This is a genomic window from Citrobacter sp. Ca225 (assembly GCF_030337175.1).
Lineage (GTDB): Bacteria > Pseudomonadota > Gammaproteobacteria > Enterobacterales > Enterobacteriaceae > Citrobacter_A > Citrobacter_A amalonaticus.
On the sequence record NZ_JAOWCD010000078.1, the window covers coordinates 1 to 14,809 of the forward strand.

Genomic DNA, 14,809 nt, shown 5'->3' on the forward strand with positions numbered 1-14,809 from the left:
CTGTTTCAAAGCCTACGATATTCGCGGCAGGCTGGGCGAAGAGCTGAATGAAGAGATTGCGTGGCGGATTGGTCGCGCTTACGGCGAATTTCTGAAGCCGAAAACCATTGTGCTGGGCGGCGACGTGCGTCTGACCAGTGAGGCGCTGAAGCTGGCGCTGGCAAAAGGGTTGCAGGATGCCGGCGTTGACGTGCTGGATATCGGCCTGTCAGGCACCGAAGAGATCTACTTCGCGACTTTCCACCTTGGCGTGGACGGCGGGATTGAAGTCACCGCCAGCCACAACCCGATGGACTACAACGGCATGAAGCTGGTGCGCGAAGGCGCTCGTCCCATCAGTGGCGATACCGGTCTGCGTGACGTGCAGCGTCTGGCCGAGGCCAACGACTTCCCGCCGGTGAACCCCGCGCAGCGCGGAAGCTATAAGCAAATCTCCCTGCGTGATGCCTATATCGACCATCTGTTCGGCTACATCAATGTTAAAAACCTCACCCCGCTGAAGCTGGTGATCAACTCCGGTAACGGCGCGGCAGGCCCGGTGGTGGACGCCATCGACGCGCGCTTTCAGGCGCTGGGCGTGCCGGTAGAATTGATCAAAGTGCATAACACCCCGGACGGCAACTTCCCGAACGGCATTCCTAATCCGCTGTTGCCGGAGTGTCGCGCCGATACCCGCAATGCGGTGATTGAACATGGCGCGGATATGGGGATTGCCTTTGACGGTGATTTCGACCGCTGCTTCCTGTTCGACGAGAAAGGCCAGTTCATTGAGGGTTACTACATTGTCGGCCTGCTGGCGGAAGCGTTCCTCGAAAAACAGCCGGGTGCCAAAATCATTCACGACCCGCGTCTGTCCTGGAACACGGTGGATGTGGTGAAAGCGGCGGGCGGCACGCCGGTGATGTCGAAAACCGGTCACGCTTTCATTAAAGAGCGGATGCGCCACGAAGACGCCATCTACGGCGGCGAGATGAGCGCCCACCACTATTTCCGTGATTTTGCTTACTGCGACAGCGGAATGATCCCGTGGTTGCTGGTGGCGGAACTGGTGTGTCTGAAGGGACAGTCACTGGGTGAACTGGTACGAGACCGGATGGCGGCATTCCCGGCGAGCGGCGAAATCAACAGCAAGCTGGAGGAACCGGCGGCAGCGATTTCTCGGGTGGAACAACACTTTGCCAGCGAGGCGCTGGCGGTGGACAGAACCGACGGGATCAGCATGTCGTTCGTCGACTGGCGTTTCAACCTGCGCTCCTCCAATACCGAACCGGTGGTACGATTGAATGTTGAGTCACGAGCAAACACGCAATTAATGGAAGAGAAAACAAAAGAAATTTTGCTCATCTTAAACGAATGAGTAGGGGAAGTAATTGTGATACCTCTTATCAGCCAATAACGAATATACAATCGATGTGATCCCGTTTATGAAAAGCTATTCAGCTATCCTATTACTGAGTTAACATCTGCAATACATTCAAGCCGCGCATACGTCGCGCGGTGACCACACCTGACAGGAGTATGTAATGTCCAAGCAACAGATCGGCGTCGTCGGCATGGCAGTGATGGGGCGCAACCTGGCGCTCAACATCGAGAGCCGTGGTTATACCGTCTCCGTGTTCAACCGCTCCCGTGAAAAGACCGAAGAAGTGATTGCCGAGAACCCTGGCAAGAAACTGGTGCCTTACTACACGGTGAAAGAGTTTGTTGAATCCCTCGAAACGCCTCGTCGTATCCTGTTAATGGTGAAAGCAGGCGCGGGTACCGATGCAGCCATTGATTCTCTCAAACCGTATCTGGATAAAGGCGATATCATCATTGATGGTGGTAATACTTTCTTCCAGGACACCATTCGTCGTAACCGTGAACTTTCTGCTGAAGGTTTCAACTTCATCGGCACCGGCGTTTCCGGTGGTGAAGAGGGCGCGCTGAAAGGGCCGTCTATCATGCCGGGCGGTCAGAAAGAAGCCTACGAGCTGGTTGCGCCGATTTTGACTAAGATCGCCGCAGTTGCTGAAGATGGCGAGCCTTGCGTGACTTACATCGGTGCTGATGGCGCAGGCCATTACGTGAAAATGGTTCACAACGGTATCGAATATGGCGATATGCAGCTCATCGCTGAAGCCTATTCTCTGCTGAAAGGCGGCCTGAATCTCTCTAATGAAGCGCTGGCCAGCACCTTTACGGAATGGAACAACGGCGAGCTTAGCAGCTACCTGATTGATATCACTAAAGACATCTTCACCAAAAAAGATGAAGAGGGTAAATACCTCGTTGATGTCATTCTGGACGAAGCGGCAAACAAAGGTACCGGTAAGTGGACAAGCCAAAGTTCTCTGGATCTCGGCGAACCGCTGTCTTTGATCACTGAATCCGTTTTTGCGCGTTACATCTCCTCGCTGAAAGACCAGCGTGTTGCTGCTTCTAAGGTCCTGACCGGTCCGAAAGCGCAGCCTGCAGGTGATAAAGTTGAGTTTATTGAGAAAGTTCGTCGTGCGCTGTATCTCGGCAAAATCGTTTCCTATGCGCAGGGCTTCTCTCAGTTGCGTGCGGCGTCCGACGAGTACAACTGGGATCTGAATTACGGTGAAATCGCGAAGATTTTCCGTGCAGGCTGCATTATTCGTGCGCAGTTCCTGCAGAAGATCACGGACGCCTACGCGAAGAATGCAGGCATCGCCAATCTGCTGTTAGATCCGTACTTCAAGAACATCGCTGATGAATATCAGCAGGCGCTGCGTGATGTTGTTGCCTACGCTGTTCAGAATGGCATCCCGGTACCGACCTTCTCTGCGGCCGTTGCCTACTATGACAGCTATCGTGCTGAAGTACTGCCAGCTAACCTGATCCAGGCACAACGTGATTACTTCGGTGCGCATACCTATAAGCGTACTGATAAAGAAGGCGTTTTCCATACCGAATGGATGGATTAATTACATTATGTGTCAGAAGCCCGGTCTAATGATCGGGCTTTTTTTTATCCTGATTCTTATTGCATAATCTTCATCGCTTAATATTAACTTAATATTGTCCCTTTAGGATGATAAAGATAATCCTAATTGTATTAGGCTTCGTTGACATATTATTCGCTCAGACGCTAAAACAATAATAACGTGTCAGGATGTGAATACATCATGATGTCTAATTAAGTTAATTCTGAGAGCATGCAATGAAAATCACCATCTCCGGTACCGGATATGTCGGCCTGTCCAACGGTCTGCTAATCGCACAGCATCATGATGTGGTTGCGTTAGACATCATCCCCTCTCGTGTTGAAATGTTGAATGATCGGATATCTCCGATTGTCGATAAAGAAATTCAGCAGTTCTTAATGTCGGAGAAAATTAAATTCAAAGCCACACTGGATAAGCGTGACGCCTATCGAAACGCAGATTATGTTATTATTGCGACGCCGACCGATTATGATCCGAAGACCAATTACTTCAATACTTCAAGCGTCGAGTCTGTCATTCAGGATGTGATAGCGATTAATCCAAATGCGGTAATGATAATTAAGTCTACCGTCCCGGTTGGGTTTACCGCTGCGATGGGTAAGAAATTTAAAACGCAAAATATTATTTTTTCCCCTGAATTTTTGCGTGAAGGTAAGGCGCTCTATGACAACTTATATCCGTCGCGTATTGTCATCGGCGAGCGCTCTGAACGGGCAGAGCGGTTCGCCGCTTTGCTTCAGGAAGGGGCGGTGAAGCAAGATATTCCTACGCTGTTTACAGATTCTACCGAAGCAGAAGCGATCAAGCTTTTTGCCAACACCTATCTGGCGATGCGCGTGGCCTATTTTAACGAACTCGATAGCTACGCTGAAAGTTTAGGTTTAAATACCCGCCAGATCATCGAGGGAGTTTGTCTGGATCCGCGTATTGGCAATCACTACAACAATCCCTCATTTGGTTACGGCGGTTATTGCTTGCCAAAGGATACCAAGCAGCTTTTGGCTAATTATCAGTCAGTCCCGAATAATATTATTTCCGCAATCGTTGATGCCAACCGCACTCGTAAAGACTTTATCGCTGATGCCATTCTCGCCAGAAAACCAAAAGTGGTGGGAATCTATCGTCTGATCATGAAAAGCGGCTCGGATAACTTTCGCGCATCCTCCATTCAGGGGATCATGAAGCGCATTAAAGCTAAAGGTGTGGAAGTGGTAATATATGAACCCGTAATGCAGGACGAGACGTTTTTCAACTCGCGAATCGAACGTGACCTGACGCAGTTTAAACAACAGGCTGACGTCATTATCTCGAACCGCATGGCTGAAGAGCTCAAAGATGTGTCCGAAAAAGTCTATACCCGCGATCTTTTTGGCAGTGATTGATTAGTCAACTGAGGGGAAGGGAGTCCTTGATAATGGGTTAAAGACCTACCAGAATTTTCGCAATCCTGTCAAATTTCCTATGGCATAAATTACGTTTCCCGATAAACTGTGGCGAGTTTAGAGCTTTCTTGTTTAGGGCAATGATGACAGTGGAAAATAACAACCTATCCGGGCGCAGCAACGAACCGGAACAGATTGATTTGATTGACTTAGTGATTCAGATTTGGCGCGGTAAAGTGACAATAATCATCTGCATTATTGTGGCTATCGCTCTGGCCGTGGGTTACCTGGCGGTGGCGAAAGAAAAATGGACCTCAACGGCGATTATTACTCAACCTGATGCGGGCCAGTTGGCATCCTATACCAATGCCATGAGTATCCTTTACGGTCAGGATGCGCCAAAAGTGAACGATGTTCAGTCGGGTGTTATTGGCCGTTTTAACTCGGCATTTTCCGCACTTTCTGAAACGCTCGATAATCAGGAAGAACCAGAGAAGCTGACCATCGACGCGTCTGTAAAAGGCCAGCCTCTTCCGTTGAAAGTCTCCTATCAGGCAACCTCGGCTGAATCTGCGCAAAAAACGCTGGCGCAGTACATTCAACAGGTTGATGAAGCGGTCTCCAAAGAAATTAATACTGACCTCGCGATGAGCATTAAAACACGTGCTTCTGACTTAGAGCATTCGCTCGTAGCGCAGGAAAAGGTCGCTCAGGAACAAAAAGCACTGCGCATTGCCCAGATCACCCAGGCGCTTTCCGTTGCGAAACAGGCCAACATCAAGCTGCCGCAGGTCCAGCAGGCCGATCAGGTCTCTCAGGACACCATGTTTATGCTGGGGAGCGATGCGCTTTCATCGATGGTGAATAACGAAGCGACCCGACCGTTAACGTTTTCGGATGACTACTACCTGACCCGTCAGAATCTCTTAGCGGTTAAGGCGCTGAAAGTGCAGCCTGACAGTATTCATGCCTATCGCTACGTGATGAAGCCGACATTGCCGATTCGTCGCGATAGCCCGAAAAAAGCGATTACCCTGGTACTGGCGGTACTGCTCGGTGGAATGATTGGTGCCGGCGTGGTGCTGGGGCGTAACGCGCTGCGTAACTACAAACCCAAAGCGCAGTAATATTACCCCCTCAAGAAAAAACCGGGCCAGTTGAACTGGCCCGGTTTTTTTACGCCTTACGATCACTGATGGCGCTTGCGCAGATTCTCAATGACCGTCGTCAGGTCGAGATCCTGATCCTGCAGCAGGACCAACAGGTGATACATCAAATCCGATGCTTCGTTGGTCAGTTCGAATTTGTCATGTACCGTGGCTGCCAGCGCGGTTTCGACACCTTCTTCACCCACTTTTTGTGCGATGCGCTTGGTGCCGCTGGCATACAGTTTCGCGGTATAGGAACTTGCCGGGTCGGCTGTTTTGCGTTCAGCGAGTAGTTGTTCAAGTTGATACAAGAACAGCCACTGATGACTGGTCTCGCCGAAGCAGCTATTGGTGCCTTTGTGACAGGTGGGTCCGACAGGATTCACCAGCACCAGCAGGGTATCGTTATCACAGTCTGGCGCAATGCTGACCACGTTCAGAAAGTTGCCCGACGTCTCGCCTTTGGTCCACAGGCGCTGTTTGCTGCGTGAGAAGAAGGTGACTTTGCCGGTTGCAAGGGTTTTATCCAGCGCGTCTGGGTTCATATAGCCCAGCATCAACACTTCACCGGACACCGCGTGTTGTACGACGGCGGGCATCAGTCCGTCGGTTTTTTCCCAGTCCAGTTGGCTGCGTTGTTGCTCTGTTAACATATCCTGATCTCCACGCCCTGCGTTGCCAGGTACGCTTTTAATTCACCAATATTGATTATCTGTTTGTGGAAGACGGAGGCGGCAAGCGCGCCATCGACATCGGCATCGCGGAAAGCCCCGAGGAAGTGTTCCATGGTTCCCGCACCGCCGGACGCAATCAGCGGTACGCGGCAAACGTCACGTACCTTTTTCAACTGTTCGAGGTCGTAACCGTTACGCACGCCGTCCTGGTTCATCATGTTGAGGACGATTTCTCCGGCACCGCGCTTTTGCACTTCCTGTACCCAGTCAAGAGTTTCCCAGGTGGTAACGCGGGTGCGGCTTTCGTCGCCGGTATACTGATTGACATGGTACTTACCGGTTTCAGCGTCGTACCAGGTATCAATACCCACCACAATACACTGTACGCCAAAGCGATCTGCCAGACGGGTAATCAGCGTCGGGTCAGCTAGGGCTGGCGAATTGATGGAGATTTTGTCTGCACCAAACGAGAGAATTTTGGCCGCGTCGTCAACCGACTTGATCCCGCCCGCCACGCAGAAAGGAATGTCGATCACTTCCGCGACGCGCGAAACCCAGCTTTTATCGACCACACGACCATCGCTGGACGCGGTAATATCGTAAAACACTAGTTCATCGGCACCTTCATCGGCGTAGCGTTTCGCCAGCGGGACGATGTCGCCGATGATTTCGTGATTACGGAACTGCACGCCTTTCACGACCTGACCATCGCGAACGTCGAGGCAAGGGATTATACGTTTTGCCAGCATTGGATCGCCTCCTTAACGGTGAATTTGCCTTCCAGCAGCGCACGCCCGACGATCACGCCGCGCACGCCGGTTCCGCGCAGGGCCGCAACGTCATTGATGTCGCCAATGCCACCGGAGGATTGAAAGGCAATTTGCGGGTATTTTGCACAGACTTCTTCATACAAGGAGACATTCGAGCCCGCCAGCGTGCCATCGCGAGAAATATCCGTACAGAGCACATGTTTCAGGCCCACTGGCAGATAGGTTTCGACCAGTTCTTCGAGCGAAACGCCGGAGTTTTCCTGCCAGCCGCTCACCGCCACCTGTTTGTTTCCTTGCTCATCTATGCGGACATCGAGCGCCAACACCAGGGCATCAGCGCCAAAACGCGCGAACCAGCCTTTCACCATGTCTGGCGACTTTACCGCCGTGGAGCCAACCACCACACGAGCGACACCCGCTGCCAGCAGGGCCGCAACGTCGTCTTCTGTACGTACGCCGCCGCCGACCTGGACCGGTACGTTCACGCCAGCTACCAGGGTTTTTATCAGCGGGATCTGTCGTTTCGCCGGATCTTTCGCGCCGGTTAAGTCAACCAGGTGTAACACCTCGGCACCCTGCGCTGCGTAATCCTGTAAACGCGGTAGTGGGTCGGTGCCATAATCGCGCTGCTGTGCATAATCGCCCTGATGGAGACGCACGACGGTGCCGTCGATCAAATCTAAAGCCGGAATAATCATCACATCTCCAGAAAGTTTTTCAGCAACTGTGCGCCAGCGGCACCCGAACGCTCCGGGTGGAACTGCACGCCAAAGAAGTTATCTTTTTGTACGGCGGCGGTGAACGGTTCGCCGTAGTGGCATTGGGCGATGGTCCACGGATTGACCGGCATGGCATAGCTGTGCACAAAATAGAAATACGCGCCGTCTTCAATGCCCTGGAATAACCGGTTGCCTGCCTGCGGGTAGACGCGGTTCCAGCCCATATGCGGCAGCGGTAAACCGAAATCGGTCATCTTCGGTACGTCCTGATCGACGATGCCCAGCAGGTCGACGCCGTTCGTCTCCTCACTTCGTCGCCCCAGAATTTGCATTCCGAGGCAAATGCCCAGCACTGGCTGCGTGCAAGCTTTTATCAGCTCGATCAGTTCGCGCTCGCGTAACTGGTCCATTGCCGCCTGTGCCGTACCGACGCCGGGGAGAAAAAGTTTATCGGCCATTAACACCACGTCCGGGTCGCGGCTGACCACCGGATCATAACCGTGACGCGCGACTGCGGATTTCACCGAGTTCAGGTTGGCGCAGCCGGTGTCGAGGATCACCACGTTCATCACAGCACTCCTTTGGAGGAGGGAAGGGTATCACCCTCAACGCGAATGGCCTGGCGCAGGGTACGGCCGAAAGCTTTGAACAGACTCTCCACGCGATGATGGTCGTTTTTACCTTTCGTTTTCAGATGCAGCGTCACGCCCATGGTGTAGGAGAGTGATCGGAAGAAGTGTTCGATCATCTCGGTACTCAGATCGCCGACGCGCTGATAGGTGAACTCGGCACGGTATTCGAGGTGCGGACGCCCAGAGATATCCAGCGCACAGCGCGCCAGGCATTCGTCCATCGGCAGCACAAAGCCAAAACGGTTGATACCGCGCTTATCGCCGAGCGCCAGTTTTAATGCTTCGCCCAGCGCCAGACCGGTGTCTTCCACGGTGTGGTGATCGTCAATGTAAAGATCGCCTTTGACGGTAATCTCCATGCGGAACCCGCCGTGTGTCGCAATTTGATCGAGCATATGGTCGAAGAAGCCGACGCCGGTGTTAATTTTGCTGCCGCCTTCACGGTCCAGCCACACTTTGACGTCAATCTGCGTCTCTTTGGTGACGCGCTCAACGTGGGCGTAGCGATCGCGTTTCGTCAGTTGCTCGCCGATTGCCGTCCAGTTCAGCGTCTCGCGATGGTAACGGAGCCCGGTAATCCCCATGTTTTCAGCCAACTGGATATCGGTAGCGCGATCGCCAATCACGTAGCTGTTGGCGCTGTCCATCGCCTGCTCAGCGAGATAGCGTTCGACCAGCTTCACTTTCGGCTTACGGCAGTCGCACTCATCTGCAGGCAAGTGTGGGCAGATCAGCACTTCATCAAACTGCACGCCCTGAGAGGTCAGGATTTGCATCATCAGATTATGCGGGCCGTCGAAATCGGCTTGCGGGAAGCTTTGCGTTCCCAGACCGTCCTGATTAGTGATCATCACCAGCTTAAAGCCCGCGTTTTGCAGCTTCAGCAGCACCGGCACTACGTCGGGCTCGAAGGCGAGTTTGTCAAAGCGATCCACCTGGAAATCGCTCGGCGGTTCGGAAATCAGGGTTCCATCACGATCGATAAAGAGATACTTCTGGCTCATACTTGCTCCGCACGTAAAGCGTCAATGACGCGCTGGCTTTCTTCACGGGTACCAACAGTAATACGCAGACAGCCGCTTAAAGAAGGTTGCTTGTTCTGGTCTCGTAAGATAATGCCCTGATCCCACAAAGATTTAAATACGCTACTGGAGGCGGTAAAGCGCGCCAGAATGTAGTTGGTTTCGGAGTCAAAAACCTGTTCAACACAGGCAATCTCTTTAAGCGCCTTCACCAGGTACTGACGCTCAAGCAGGATCTGCGCCACGCGTTCGCGCATAGCATTGACGCCTTGCGGGCTCAGCGCTTGTTCGGCAATGTCGGCAACAGGGGTAGAAAGCGGGTAGGGCGCGATCACTTTCAACAACAGGTTAATCACCTCCTCATTCGCCAGCGTAAAGCCGCAGCGCAGACCAGCGAGGGCAAACGCCTTGGACAGCGTGCGCAGAATGACGAGGTTAGGATACTCAGAAAGCCAACCCGCCAGCGTTGCCTGCGGGCAAAACTCGATATAGGCCTCGTCGGCGACCACAATGGCTTTGTCGCGCGTCAGTTCCAGCAGCGTGCGCAGATCCTGCGGGTTAATCAATTGTCCGGTGGGGTTATTGGGACTGCACACGTAAACCACCTTCACGCCATCCAGATTGTCAGAAATGGCCTGCATATCCAGTTGCCAGTCGGCGAGCGCCGGTACGGTACGGCATTCGACGCCAATGGTTTCGGCGCTGACGCTATACATCCCATAGGTGGGCGGGCAGAAGAGAATCGCGTCTTTCCCCGGTTCGCAGAAGGCGCGAATAAGCAGCTCAATGCCTTCATCTGCGCCACGACTGACCAGTACCTGCTCCGGTTTAACTCCGGCGTACTGCGCATAATTTTCAATCACCGCTTTCGGCTGGCATTCCGGGTAACGATTCAACGATTGCCGGGTGAGTTGATATTCAACCGCTGTCGGGAATTCGTTGGCATTGAGCCAGACGTCGCCGTTGCCGCCCAGACGACGAGCAGATTGATACGGCGTCAGATTGCGGACGTTTTCACGGGCTAAGTCGGTGACGCTGAACGTGTTTTCAGTGCTCATGCTTGCTCCTTCAGGGCGTTAACGCGCAGGGTGACGGCATTTTTGTGAGCGGTCAGGCGTTCCGCCGCCGCCAGTGTCTCGATGGTTGAAGCCAGCGCGGAGAATCCCGCTTTCGACAGTTCCTGAACCGTCATGCGCTTCTGAAAATCCGCAAGCCCGAGGCTGGAACAGGTGGCGGTATAGCCGTAGGTCGGCAGCACGTGGTTAGTCCCGGAGGCGTAATCACCCGCTGACTCCGGCGACCAGTCGCCGAGGAACACCGAACCGGCACTGGTGATGTCATCAACCAGCTCGCGGGCATGACGGGTTTGAATAATCAGGTGCTCAGGTCCATAGAGGTTAGAGATGGCAATACACTGCTCCAGATCTTTCGTCACGATTAATCGACTGGCGCTGAGCGCCTGACGCGCCGTTTCTGCGCGCGGGAGTTCAGCCAGTTGACGTTCAACGGCTTCGGCAACGCGACGGGCGATGTCGGCATCCGGGGTCAGCAGAATGACCTGGGAATCCGGACCGTGTTCCGCTTGCGAAAGCAGATCGGAGGCGACGAAATCCGGCGTGGCGCCGCTGTCGGCAATTACCAGCACTTCGGACGGTCCGGCTGGCATATCAATCGCCGCACCGTCAAGACGCTGGCTCACCTGACGCTTCGCTTCGGTCACAAATGCGTTTCCAGGGCCAAAAATTTTGTCTACTTTCGGCACGGATTCGCTGCCAAACGCCAGCGCGGCAATGGCCTGCGCACCGCCAACATTAAAGACTTCCTGCACACCGCACAGCTGCGCCGCGTAGAGAATTTCATCGGCAATCGGCGGCGGGGAACACAGCACCACCTTCTTACAGCCCGCAATACGGGCCGGGGTGGCGAGCATCAGCACGGTAGAAAAGAGCGGGGCGGATCCGCCGGGAATATACAAACCGACGGACGCCACCGGACGCGTCACCTGCTGGCAGCGGACGCCTGGCTGGGTTTCCACATCAACGATCGGTAATTGTTGCGCGTTGTGGAAGGTTTCAATGTTTTGCACCGCGACAGCCATCGCCTGTTTGAGATCGTCGCTCAGTCGTGCGCTGGCGGCGGCTATCTCTGCTGTGGTCACCTTCAGCGCCGCAACCTCGGTTTTATCAAACTTCGCGCTGTACTCGCGCAGGGCGTCATCACCACGGGTTTTGACGTTATCCAGAATCTCGCTTACGGTGCGGGTGATGCTGTCAGACGCGGAAATCGCCGGGCGCGTCAGTAATTCACGCTGCTGCTCAGGGGAACAGGCGTTCCAGTTAATGATTGTGCTAAAGCTCATGGCCATCACTCCATCATCTTCTCAATTGGCAGCACCAGAATCGAGCTGGCGCCGAGCGCTTTCAGTTTTTCCATCGTCTCCCAGAACAGGGTTTCGCTGCTGACCATGTGCATCGCCACGCGTTGTTGATCGCCAGCCAGCGGCAGAATAGTTGGGCGTTCGGCGCCTGGCAGCAGCGCGATGACCTCTTCCAGACGCTCGCTTGGCGCGTGCATCATGATGTATTTCGATTCGCGAGCCTGGATAACGCCCTGAATACGGGTCAGCAGCTTATCGACCAGTTGCTGCTTGGCGTCGGTCATCTCACCGTCACGCTGGATCAGACAGGCTTTAGAACGGTAAATCACTTCGACTTCGCGCAGCCCGTTGGCTTCCAGGGTCGCGCCGGTCGAGACCAGATCGCAGATGGCATCGGCGAGGCCCGCGCGCGGAGCCACTTCCACAGAACCGTTCAGCAAGCAGGATTTAAAAGAGACGCCTTTCTGGTCGAGATAACGTTTGAGCAGGTGCGGATAAGAGGTGGCGATGCGCTTGCCATCCAGCGCGGCGGGGCCATCCCAGGCTTCATCCACTGGCGTTGCCAGGGAAAGGCGGCAACCTCCAAAGTCGAGACGACGCAGCGTAAAGTAGCGAGGATCTTCACCCTGGGCGCGGCGGTTCAGCAGTTCTTCTTCCAGAACGTTCTCACCGATGATGCCCAGGTCAACCACGCCGTCCATCACCAGACCGGGGATATCGTCGTCACGCACACGCAGAATATCAATTGGCATATTCTCTGCCATCGCAATCAGGCGCTGAGTGTGTAAATTAATTTTAATCCCACAGCGGGCGAGTAATTCGCGTGAGTCATCGCTCAAACGACCTGATTTCTGAATAGCTATGCGTAAACGGCTGTTGTCTAACATTCTCTTTTCCTCTTTATCCTGTCTGAACCTGTCTGAATTTCGCGCCAAAAAAAAGCCCCCGGAAGATGATCTTCCGGGGGCTTTCTCATGCGTTCATGCACCACTGGAAGATCTGAATGTCTCCCAGCACACATCGCCTGAAAGACTAGTCAGGATGATGGTGATGATGGTGATGTTTAAATTGAACGCGTGTCATAAAATTCTCGATGAATGCTTATTCATGTGATGCCTTTTAACCTAAACCACTTTAACGCCTTAAAGCAAGCGCTTTTTTTAATTCCTATTTATAGTATGAATTGTCAGTCTTAAAACGCTGGCGTAGCCTTATAGACATAGTGCTGGAGTCAGGAGAAAACGGATGAAAAAGGTCGCAGTTGTCGGTTTAGGATGGTTAGGCATGCCACTGGCGATGTCGCTCGCTGCCAGAGGCTGGCAGGTGACGGGGAGCAAAACCACCCAGGATGGCGTGGAAGCGGCCAGAATGAGTGGGATCGAAGGATATCCACTACGGCTCGAGCCTGAATTGGTGTGTGAAACAGACGATCTGGATGCGCTGATGGATGTCGATGCGCTGGTGATTACCTTACCGGCTCGACGCAGCGGTCCGGGAGAAGACTTCTATTTGCAGGCGATGCAGGAGCTGGTGGACAGCGCGCTGGCGTATCGTATTCCGCGCATTATCTTTACCAGTTCGACCTCCGTCTATGGTGATGTCCAGGGGACGGTAAAAGAGGGAACCCCGCGCAATCCGGTCACCGCCAGCGGCCGTGTGTTAAAAGAGCTGGAAGACTGGCTGCATAATTTACCGGGTACCTCGGTTGATATCTTGCGACTGGCCGGGTTGGTAGGGCCGGGGCGTCATCCAGGCCGCTTCTTCGCGGGCAAAACCGCGCCTGACGGAGAACATGGCGTCAATCTGGTGCATCTGGAAGATGTGATTGCCGCCATTACGCTGCTGTTACAGGCACCGAAAGGGGGACACATCTATAATATATGTGCGCCTTCGCATCCTGCACGCAATGTGTTTTATCCGCAGATGGCGCGTCTGTTGGGAATGGAGCCGCCGCAGTTCCGCGATTCAGCGGATAACGGTAAAGGTAAAATTATCGATGGCAGCCGGATTTGTAATGAGCTTGGGTTTGAATACCAGTATCCCGATCCGCTGGTGATGCCGTTGGAGTAATGCATACCGCCAGCAGTTAGTCGCCATACAACGCAAGGGGGCGTGTATGAAACCACTGCTGAACGTGCTCATCATCCTTGATGCCCTTGAGAAAGAGGGCAGCTTCGCGGCGGCGTCCGCCAAACTGTATAAGACGCCGTCAGCTCTCAGCTATACCGTCCACCGTCTGGAAAGCGACCTCAACATTCAGATCCTCGATCGCAGTGGCCATCGCGCCCGGTTCACGCGCACGGGGCAAATGCTGTTAGAGAAAGGGCGAGAAGTTCTGCATACCGTGCGGGAACTGGAAAAGCAGGCGATAAAACTCCACGAAGGCTGGGAAAATGAACTGGTGATCGGCGTGGACGATACCTTTCCTTTTTCCCTGCTCGCCCCCCTGATTGAATCCTTTTATCAGCACCACAGCGTCACGCGCCTGAAATTCATTAACGGCGTGTTGGGGGGATCGTGGGATGCGCTGATCCAGGGCAGGGCGGATATTATTGTTGGCGCGATGCATGAACCTCCTTCATCCAGCGACTTTAGCGTTGCTCGCCTGGGTGAGCTGGAACAGATTTTCGCCGTTGCGCCACACCATCCGCTGGCTGAAGAAGCCGAGCCGCTGAGCCGCAGTACCATCAAACGCTATCGCGCGATTGTGGTCGGCGACAGTTCGCCTCTCGCTGCTGCAACGGCGACGCAACTGCTTGACGATCAAGAGGCCATCACCGTCTTCGATTTTAAAACCAAACTGGAACTGCAAATCAGCGGTCTGGGATGCGGTTATCTTCCGCGTTATCTGGCGCAGCGCTTCCTGGAAAGTGGGGCGCTGATCGAGAAAAAAGTGGCGGCGCAAATTCTCTTTGAACCAGTATGGATGGGGTGGAATGAGCAGACGGCGGGGCTCGCCAGCGCCTGGTGGCGGGATGCGATTTTAGCAAATAGTGCTATTGCGGGGATCTATAAAAAAGACGATAGCGAAAAATCAAACATTTAAGAAAAAATAGTTCGCGACAAGCTACTCATTCTCTTGTCTTTTCGCCTCATTTTAGTGCACAATGCGCCGCTTGCAAAAAATGACATTA

The 14,809-nt window shown here is 53.6% G+C and carries 15 protein-coding genes and 1 other annotated feature; of the genes, 6 read left to right on the plus strand and 9 right to left on the minus strand.

Annotated features, from left to right (window positions below; translation table 11 throughout):
* From cpsG to wzzB, 4 genes are all read left to right on the plus strand, one after another.
* On the plus strand, positions 1–1,357 hold a 1,357-nt coding region (cpsG, locus tag OGW13_RS12500), incomplete at its 5' end, for a colanic acid biosynthesis phosphomannomutase CpsG (RefSeq protein WP_287116177.1).
* Between the two features lie 166 nt (positions 1,358–1,523).
* Positions 1,524–2,930: an NADP-dependent phosphogluconate dehydrogenase gene (gene gnd / locus OGW13_RS12505; protein WP_109740360.1), complete on the plus strand. Its 1,407-nt coding sequence runs from the start codon at positions 1,524–1,526 to the stop codon at positions 2,928–2,930.
* A gap of 236 nt (positions 2,931–3,166) precedes the next feature.
* Entirely contained in the window at positions 3,167–4,333 is a 1,167-nt protein-coding gene (ugd, locus tag OGW13_RS12510; RefSeq protein WP_109740359.1) for a UDP-glucose 6-dehydrogenase, read from the plus strand.
* Between the two features lie 143 nt (positions 4,334–4,476).
* Positions 4,477–5,460, plus strand: coding sequence for an LPS O-antigen chain length determinant protein WzzB (gene wzzB / locus OGW13_RS12515; RefSeq protein ID WP_109740641.1), 984 nt, complete (start codon positions 4,477–4,479; stop codon positions 5,458–5,460).
* A 62-nt stretch (positions 5,461–5,522) separates the two neighbouring features.
* Here wzzB and hisIE read toward each other — a convergent pair whose 3' ends face one another.
* The 9 genes from hisIE to hisL form a co-directional block, all read right to left on the minus strand.
* Positions 5,523–6,134 carry a bifunctional phosphoribosyl-AMP cyclohydrolase/phosphoribosyl-ATP diphosphatase HisIE gene (gene hisIE, locus OGW13_RS12520; RefSeq protein ID WP_109740358.1) on the minus strand — a complete coding sequence of 204 codons (612 nt, stop codon included), beginning with the start codon at positions 6,132–6,134 and terminating at the stop codon, positions 5,523–5,525.
* On the minus strand, positions 6,128–6,904 hold the full coding sequence (hisF, locus tag OGW13_RS12525) for an imidazole glycerol phosphate synthase subunit HisF (protein ID WP_109740357.1): 777 nt from the start codon (positions 6,902–6,904) through the stop codon (positions 6,128–6,130). The genes hisIE and hisF overlap by 7 nt, the downstream gene beginning before the upstream one ends.
* Complete coding sequence (gene hisA / locus OGW13_RS12530) at positions 6,886–7,623, minus strand: 1-(5-phosphoribosyl)-5-[(5-phosphoribosylamino)methylideneamino]imidazole-4-carboxamide isomerase (protein ID WP_044258718.1); 738 nt, start codon at positions 7,621–7,623, stop codon at positions 6,886–6,888. The genes hisF and hisA overlap by 19 nt, the downstream gene beginning before the upstream one ends.
* Positions 7,623–8,213 (minus strand): imidazole glycerol phosphate synthase subunit HisH, encoded by a 591-nt coding sequence (gene hisH / locus OGW13_RS12535; RefSeq protein WP_043000211.1) that lies wholly within the window; start codon positions 8,211–8,213, stop codon positions 7,623–7,625. The genes hisA and hisH overlap by 1 nt, the downstream gene beginning before the upstream one ends.
* Positions 8,213–9,280 (minus strand): bifunctional histidinol-phosphatase/imidazoleglycerol-phosphate dehydratase HisB, encoded by a 1,068-nt coding sequence (gene hisB, locus OGW13_RS12540; protein ID WP_043000212.1) that lies wholly within the window; start codon positions 9,278–9,280, stop codon positions 8,213–8,215. Before hisB ends, hisH begins: the two co-directional genes overlap by 1 nt.
* Positions 9,277–10,356 (minus strand): histidinol-phosphate transaminase, encoded by a 1,080-nt coding sequence (gene hisC / locus OGW13_RS12545; RefSeq protein WP_287116178.1) that lies wholly within the window; start codon positions 10,354–10,356, stop codon positions 9,277–9,279. Before hisC ends, hisB begins: the two co-directional genes overlap by 4 nt.
* Positions 10,353–11,657 carry a histidinol dehydrogenase gene (gene hisD / locus OGW13_RS12550; protein WP_287116179.1) on the minus strand — a complete coding sequence of 435 codons (1,305 nt, stop codon included), beginning with the start codon at positions 11,655–11,657 and terminating at the stop codon, positions 10,353–10,355. Before hisD ends, hisC begins: the two co-directional genes overlap by 4 nt.
* A 5-nt stretch (positions 11,658–11,662) precedes the next feature.
* Positions 11,663–12,562 (minus strand): ATP phosphoribosyltransferase, encoded by a 900-nt coding sequence (gene hisG / locus OGW13_RS12555; protein WP_043000214.1) that lies wholly within the window; start codon positions 12,560–12,562, stop codon positions 11,663–11,665.
* A 46-nt stretch (positions 12,563–12,608) separates the two neighbouring features.
* Positions 12,609–12,732: a sequence feature (His leader region), on the minus strand.
* On the minus strand, positions 12,708–12,758 hold the full coding sequence (gene hisL, locus OGW13_RS12560) for a his operon leader peptide (protein WP_001364200.1): 51 nt from the start codon (positions 12,756–12,758) through the stop codon (positions 12,708–12,710). (Overlaps the previous feature by 25 nt.)
* A 162-nt stretch (positions 12,759–12,920) precedes the next feature.
* Between hisL and OGW13_RS12565 the strand changes: the two genes are divergently transcribed.
* Together OGW13_RS12565 and OGW13_RS12570 are read left to right on the plus strand one after the other, a co-directional pair.
* Positions 12,921–13,745: an SDR family oxidoreductase gene (locus tag OGW13_RS12565; protein WP_043000216.1), complete on the plus strand. Its 825-nt coding sequence runs from the start codon at positions 12,921–12,923 to the stop codon at positions 13,743–13,745.
* Between the two features lie 46 nt (positions 13,746–13,791).
* Positions 13,792–14,721, plus strand: coding sequence for a LysR family transcriptional regulator (locus OGW13_RS12570; protein ID WP_287116180.1), 930 nt, complete (start codon positions 13,792–13,794; stop codon positions 14,719–14,721).
* The last annotated feature ends 88 nt before the right edge of the window (positions 14,722–14,809 follow it).